The sequence below is a fragment of the Allobosea sp. genome (genome assembly GCF_030694325.1).
Taxonomy (GTDB): Bacteria; Pseudomonadota; Alphaproteobacteria; order Rhizobiales; family Beijerinckiaceae; genus Allobosea.
Genome location: NZ_JAUXYO010000339.1, coordinates 21,297 through 27,496 on the forward strand (window position 1 = coordinate 21,297; position 6,200 = coordinate 27,496).

Here is a 6,200-nt window from a genome sequence, read left to right on the forward strand (position 1 = left end):
GCCTACCAGGGACGGAAGTCGGGGTGATCGAGGAAGACGTATTCGATCTTGCGCAGCAGGTTGATCCCACCCTGCCGCTCGAAGCGATGTTCGCTCTTGACCATGAGGTGCGGCGGCATGCTGGTGGCGTGCACCTTCTCCATGGTCGGCCCGAGATGGGGGAGGGACGCCGGCTGACCGACCTGGCTGATGAGATGCTTGAAGGCGGGGTCGGCCGCGGCGGCCTCCCAGTCCGGTCCGGCCTCGTTGATCACCAGCAGAACGGAAGCCTCTCCCCGGTTCAGCGCGATCCGACCCGCGGCCTTGATACCGTCGCGCTTGGAGACCGGCACGATGAAGCAGATCTCGGGGGCGACAACCGCACCGCGATCGCCCATCCAACGCAACACGGTGCCTTCCATGTTGGCGCCGAGATCCAGGATCGCGGCGTTGTCGGTGGCAAACACCTGGTCCTCCAGGAATCGGACGAGCGCCTCGGGACGGTCATCCTCCAGCAGGTTCTGGGGAGGGATCGACTTGTAGTAGCGCCGCGCAGTCGGATTGGCCGGATCGGCATCGAAGATGTCGATCTTCTTGCCGAGATTGAGGGCCGTGGACGCCATCAGCATCGCGAGCGTGCTCTTTCCGGCGCCGCCCGCGGCTGCGGTGATGAACTTCTTCCCGGGCTTGAGAGCATTCGTCTTGGTCATGGTCGGCTCCTTGATGGTGCGATGAAAGCGAGCGAGATCATCCCCGGTCGCCGAGGTTTCCCGTTGTCCGGGAGCTGGTGGCCTCTGCTGTGCCGAGGCAGTTCTCTGAAGATCGTCTGGTCGTGCGCTTGGAGCGCAGGCTCGTCGGGGCGAGACCGGCTAAGGGATGTCGGGCGCTTTGATCAGTCCGTCCCGACCGACCTCGCTGGACCCGTTTCGCGGGGCGATCGGCCCTGCCTTCGTCGCAGCGGAAGCGTCACCGGTCCCCAGCAGCTTTTCCGGCTCGGCGAGCTTGCGCTTGGCCTGCTTGCGCAACTCGCAAACGTAGTTGGCAAGCACGCCGGGATCGATGGAGATCCCAATCAGCTCGAGCGTACGGTGGATTTGACGCCAGGGCGTCTTGTTCGCCCGGGCGGCTTCCATGTCGGGAAGCTGCTCGCGAACGCGCTCTTTTAACGTCCGCTCCTCTATGACCTCGATCTCTTTCAGCGTGGCTTGGAATTTCGACATGGGCTAATCTCCATGTCTCGATCACTATGCGGACGCAGTAACTCGCGCAACAACACAATAATTACCAATGTTACAAACATTACATCTATAACAAATATTTTCCAAATCTATAATTTGAGCTGCCGATTATAATCAGATTATACGTGTTGCATAACCGAATTAGGGTTCGATGATTTCAACGGCGGACATTTGCATTTAGAAGGGGCCAGTGACGACTTGTAGACAAGCGACGCTTGTCGGCAAGTCTGCTGGCCAGGGAGGGCCCTGGACCCCGTTCGGCACGCGGGTGCCGTGTTGTCCTCGCAAGCGCGGAAGGTCCTGCCATGGCAGACCCGGAAGAAGACAAGAAAGTTCGACGGCCTATCAGTTTCAGGCTGCGTCCAGTCGATCGGAAAAGGTTCATGGTCATCGCGGCCGCCAGGGGCATGACGCCAGGCCAACTCGCCCGTCAACTCGTTGCTCGGGACCTGGACCTGATCCTGCGGTCGTCCACCGATCGGCGTAGGATCGAGAACGGCGAAGTCCTCGGCAGGGTACTCGGCGCCCTTGGGCGGATCAGCCACGAGCTCGGCCAGTGGGCCAATGCGACCCAGGGACACCCGGACGATAGTGCCGCAGTTCGAGAGCTGCGGCGGATGGGCGCCGATCTAGACAGAGTCATCGAGGCCATCCTGACCACTATCAGGAAGAAAGCCGGATGACGGACCGCTGGCGTTTCATCAGCCCGGCCTGCAGCCGAGCGGCGTGCACTTCCGAAGGAGAGGATCACGGGCAGTGTAGGCAGCGAGGTTGCCAGCGGCCCGGCGGCCGCTGCGGATCGGCAACCTTCACCAGCGTGGTCTCGAGAGAGGCCCGACGAGCAACGACCGCCTCCGGCGTCAAGGTGCTCTGCCGGGCTACGGTCCAGCGATGATTATCCGATCACGCTTCACCAAGGATGACCCCGATCGGGTGCGGCATCTCCTGGACACCTCAAATAACAGGCGGGTCGTCGAACGACACGACCTGGACCGTAATAGCCCCGTCGATCTCGAACTCGCCTTGCGGGGGTTTTCGGTGACAACGGCCTTGCACAAAAGAGCGTCGAGCACGGTGGCTCATTTCAAAATGTCCCCCGATATCGCGCTCGGGCATGAGCAGCTTCTGCACTCGCTCGCGGTCTTGGAAATAGAAAATGGGATCGCGCCGGATCACCCTCGCAAAATCATCGAACATGATAAGGGCGACCGACCGCCTCATTATCATATTCTCTATAGCGCGGTTCATCCCGTGACCGCTCGAGCGCTCAGCAGCAAGGACAACTACGCCCGCGATGAGTTGGTGTCCCGGCGCCTGGAGATCGCCTTTGATACCCGCATCGTTCCAGGTCCGCGTGTCGCGAGAAATGCAGCCGACCTGCGTGCGAGAAACAACATCCGGGAGGCCCTGATTCTCGAAGGGTATGCACCCGTCCGAACCGCCTCGCGCGACGATGATGCAGCGCGACAGCAGGGGTCTCGTACCGGTCTTGCTCCAGCGAAGTTCAGGGCGCTTCTTCTAAAGACCTGGCACGCGGGTCTGCGTCTCGGCTCGTTTCCTCGCGCCCTCGCCAAGGCGGGCTTCTCCGTCGCGATCGGTGATCGCCGGGCGACGTTGATGGTAGTCCATGATGCCAGCGGCAACTCACTGCCGCTGGAAGAATCCTTGAAGCGTGCGTCCAAGGGTACCGTGCAGATCGGTCTGGAGGACCTGATGGCCTTGCGTCGGGATGCGCCAACGTTGCGACAGGCCGTTCAGGGTGGTCTGGACCGGGCCGAGCGGAAGGCCAGGCAGCAGATCGAACGCGAAATCAATCGCGGCCTTTTCGAGGCTGCGGCGGATGGCGAGGTCAACGCCGAGTTTTCGCGCCTCAAGCGCGAGCGCTTGGACGCGCAGCGAGCCGAAATGGCGACCGCGCGACGGACGCAGGCACAACAACGACGCGCGATTCGTGCGGCTTTTCGCGAGGCCGATCGCGTTCGGCGCATCCGCATCGACCGCGCCTTCAGGTCCGCACGCATCCTCCAGTCCCGCGATCTGCAAAAGGCCGCGCTTCTCCTGGCGGCCGGGGGGCTGCTCTTGACGGGAGTGGGCTTGGGCCTCGCGCTCGGCGTCGGTATATCTATCCGCGTCGCCATGCAGATCCAGGCTCGGCAGTCTCGCCAACTTGCTACAAATTTGGTCGCCCAACGCATGGCAGTCCGCATGCCAGGCGAGCGTCGCAAGACAACACTGGTTGGGTCATCAGTGGAAGAGAAGGCGCGCGAGGGACGGGCGTCCCCCGGCCAACATGTTCAGCCGGATCGGCATCCTACACCTCTGCTAGAAGTCCCAATGGAGGCTAAGGCGGCCGCTTTCGACTTCAACACGGTGCCCAAGGCACACAGAGTCCTTGCGGCGATTGCCATCAGGCAACTATCGGGCGGACGCTCGGAGGTGCCGCTTGGCGCGCTTGAAACGGCGTTGGGTCAAGATCAGCTACAGCGCCTCAAGGCTTTCGCGGAAACTGGCACGAAGGCCCAGAAATCGGCCCTTTTATCATGGGATCGGCAGAGGTCGCGGGACGCCTTCGCCGCCGCGACGATCCTGAGACGCGCCGGCGAAGCCGATGCTGCCGCCCGGGTGGAAAGCACCGGACGGCAGCGGGAAATCAGAGAGCGCCGGCGCGATCGCGAGCGCGACTGACCGAGATAGTCGTCGGGCGATTTTGATCCAGGAAAGCGATAACAGCGTCTCGATCATAGAACGGTCGACTACCGGGACGTTTGATAAAGGGAAAGCCGATATTTCGACAACGCTCAGCGGCAAGAGCTCCCTGGGTTTTATCAACGATCTTCCCAAGCGTCTTAGATGAAATCTGGGCTGGGAGAATCTTCAGCTGAGCGATCTGCTTATCGACGATGGACACGGCACGACTCCAAGGAGAAGTGCACCCAAGCTTCGTGGGAGCGCCGGAGCCATCAAACCGGACCGGGGCGTTTTTGGTCCGCGAGTTTTTCTCACACGTGGCATCAGACGATTTGCTCCGCCGCGCAAGAAACGCCTCGCACTCCCTTGCCGTTAGGCAATGCGAACAAGCGGTTGTCAGGCCGCCCACCCGCACCAGTCGTGCGATTTCATGTGTAAATTATAACCGCAGGCCAAAGGCGATACAACGCCATCCGCGGTGAAAATACGGCACACGCGGGGACAGTGACGGCCTTTGCTGCGAGTGCCCGCCGTTCTGCGATGCCGCCCGGCCGTCTTGACTCTCGCCGCCGCCTCATCGAACAAATAGGGAACATATCAACCTCGGCTTCAGCAGCGTGAACGACGTTTCAGCCATGGCGCAACTGCGCGAACAGATCGAACGGATCCAGGGGCCCAGCCGCCGGGAGCGGGAGGTTTTGCCATTCGGATTGAATGTGGTCGATGGCAGACTGCCAGCCGGGGGCCTCGAACTCGGGAGCCTGCATGAAATCGCGGGGGGTGGAAACGGAGCGATCGACGGCGCGGCAGCCGCACTGTTCGTGGCCGGCATAGCGTCGAGAACGACCGGCAAAGTCCTTTGGTGCCTCGCTCGACCCGATCTCTTCGCGCCTGCCATCGCCCAGGCTGGCCTGCATGCCGACAGGATCATCTATGTCGAGGCTGGAGACGACAAGACGATCCTGGCCTGCGCCGAGGAGGGGCTGCGGCACGGAGGGCTGGGGGCGGTCGTGGGCGAGATCGCCCGCCTGTCGATGACCGCCTCGCGGCGCCTTCAGCTCGCAGCCGAGGGCTCGGGGACGATCGCACTCGCGATCCGGCGATGGCGACGGCAGGCTGATGCGGTTGACTTCGGTCAACCAACCGCTGCGGTGACACGATGGCGGGTCTCGGTGATGCCTTCTGTCCCTCTACCCGTACCCGGCGTCGGGCGTGCCAAGTGGCTCGTCGAACTCATCCGTTGCCGCGCTGGTGAAAGCGCGGATTTCGAACTGGAGGCCTGCGATGGCACGGGTCGTCTCGCTCTACCTCCCGACTTGGTCCACCGATCGCCGGAAAAGGAAATCTGGCGCCGCTTCGCCTCTGCCTGAGGGCGGGCTCGCGCTTGCCGCCCATGATGGTCGTCGACGTGTAGTGGTCGCCGCGGATCTCATGGCGCAACAGGCGGGAGTACGCATCGGCATGCCCGCGACCAAGGCGCAGGTCATCGTGCCTGGGCTGACGCTCGAAGACGCCGACCTTGCCGCCGACCTGGAATCGCTCGACGCACTGGCGGGGTGGATGCTGCGCTATTCGCCCATCGTCGCCGCGGACCCGCCGGACGGCGTGGTGCTGGACACCACCGGCGCCGATCACCTCCGAGGGGGCGAGGAGGCCATGCTGGAGGTCCTGGTCGTGCGGCTGGCGGCATCGGGCTTCGACGCGCGCGCCGCGGTCGCCGATACCTGGGGCGTTGCGCACGGGTTAGCTCGGTTCGGGCCTTCGCGGATCGTCATCGCGGAGCCTGGCGCCGGCGAGGCGGTGATAACTTCCCTGCCGCTGGGGGCGTTGCGTCTGCCGCCCGAGATCGTCGTTAGCCTCAGAACGCTTGGGTTCGACAAGGTCGGGGATCTGCTGGCTCAGCCGCGAGCGCCGCTGGTCCTGCGTTTCGGGCCCGAGCTGGGGCGGAGGCTGGATCAGGCGCTTGGTCAGGTCCGGGAGCCGATCGATCCGATCCGGCTGCCAGACATCGTCGAAGTGCGGCGGGCCTTCGCCGAGCCGATCGGCGCGCCCGAGACCATCGCGCGCTATGTCGGCAAGCTCGTCGGCGATCTCTGCAAGCAGCTCGAGGCCCAGGGTCGGGGCGTCAGGCATCTCGACCTGATCTGCGAGCGGGTCGATAGCCGGACCGAAGCCGCGCGCGTGATGACGGCGACGCCGGTTCGCGACGCAAGGCGGCTGACGCGCTTACTCATCGACAAGATCGAGACCATCGACCCGGGCTTCGGGATCGAGATCATGTCGTTGGCGGCGACC

The 6,200-nt window shown here is 63.3% G+C and carries 7 protein-coding genes; 4 read left to right on the forward strand and 3 right to left on the reverse strand.

Features of this window, described 5'->3' with window-relative positions; translation table 11 throughout:
• Positions 1-2 precede the first annotated feature (2 nt).
• Both Q8M82_RS21920 and Q8M82_RS21925 read right to left on the reverse strand, forming a co-directional pair.
• Positions 3-689, reverse strand: a complete 687-nt coding sequence (locus Q8M82_RS21920; RefSeq protein WP_305693415.1) for a nucleotide-binding protein — start codon at positions 687-689, stop codon at positions 3-5.
• 159 nt (positions 690-848) lie between these two features.
• Entirely contained in the window at positions 849-1,199 is a 351-nt protein-coding gene (locus Q8M82_RS21925; protein WP_305693416.1) for a hypothetical protein, read from the reverse strand.
• A gap of 401 nt (positions 1,200-1,600) precedes the next feature.
• On the opposite strand from Q8M82_RS21925, the gene Q8M82_RS21930 reads away from it, so the two are divergent.
• Together Q8M82_RS21930 and Q8M82_RS21935 are read left to right on the forward strand one after the other, a co-directional pair.
• A complete protein-coding gene (locus Q8M82_RS21930) occupies positions 1,601-1,900 on the forward strand; it encodes a hypothetical protein (RefSeq protein ID WP_305693417.1) in 300 nt (99 codons plus the stop codon).
• A gap of 208 nt (positions 1,901-2,108) precedes the next feature.
• A complete protein-coding gene (locus Q8M82_RS21935; RefSeq protein WP_305693418.1) occupies positions 2,109-3,902 on the forward strand; it encodes a relaxase/mobilization nuclease domain-containing protein in 1,794 nt (597 codons plus the stop codon).
• Here Q8M82_RS21935 and Q8M82_RS21940 read toward each other — a convergent pair.
• Entirely contained in the window at positions 3,868-4,125 is a 258-nt protein-coding gene (locus Q8M82_RS21940; protein ID WP_305693419.1) for a hypothetical protein, read from the reverse strand. The genes Q8M82_RS21935 and Q8M82_RS21940 overlap by 35 nt on opposite strands.
• Before the next feature lie 415 nt (positions 4,126-4,540).
• Here Q8M82_RS21940 and Q8M82_RS21945 point away from each other — a divergent pair, with 415 nt between their 5' ends.
• Positions 4,541-5,275: an ImuA family protein gene (locus Q8M82_RS21945; protein WP_305693420.1), complete on the forward strand. Its 735-nt coding sequence runs from the start codon at positions 4,541-4,543 to the stop codon at positions 5,273-5,275.
• On the forward strand, positions 5,190-6,200 hold a 1,011-nt coding region (locus tag Q8M82_RS21950; protein WP_305693421.1), incomplete at its 3' end, for a Y-family DNA polymerase. The genes Q8M82_RS21945 and Q8M82_RS21950, both read left to right, overlap by 86 nt.

Excerpts from the sequence above, each read along its gene's own strand:
- Q8M82_RS21920 (WP_305693415.1), bottom strand. The coding sequence starts at position 689 with ATGACCAAGACGAATGCTCTCAAGCCCGGGAAGAAGTTCATCACCGCA.
- Q8M82_RS21925 (WP_305693416.1), bottom strand. The coding sequence starts at position 1,199 with ATGTCGAAATTCCAAGCCACGCTGAAAGAGATCGAGGTCATAGAGGAG.
- Q8M82_RS21930 (WP_305693417.1), top strand. The coding sequence starts at position 1,601 with ATGGTCATCGCGGCCGCCAGGGGCATGACGCCAGGCCAACTCGCCCGT.
- Q8M82_RS21935 (WP_305693418.1), top strand. The coding sequence starts at position 2,109 with ATGATTATCCGATCACGCTTCACCAAGGATGACCCCGATCGGGTGCGG.
- Q8M82_RS21945 (WP_305693420.1), top strand. The coding sequence starts at position 4,541 with ATGGCGCAACTGCGCGAACAGATCGAACGGATCCAGGGGCCCAGCCGC.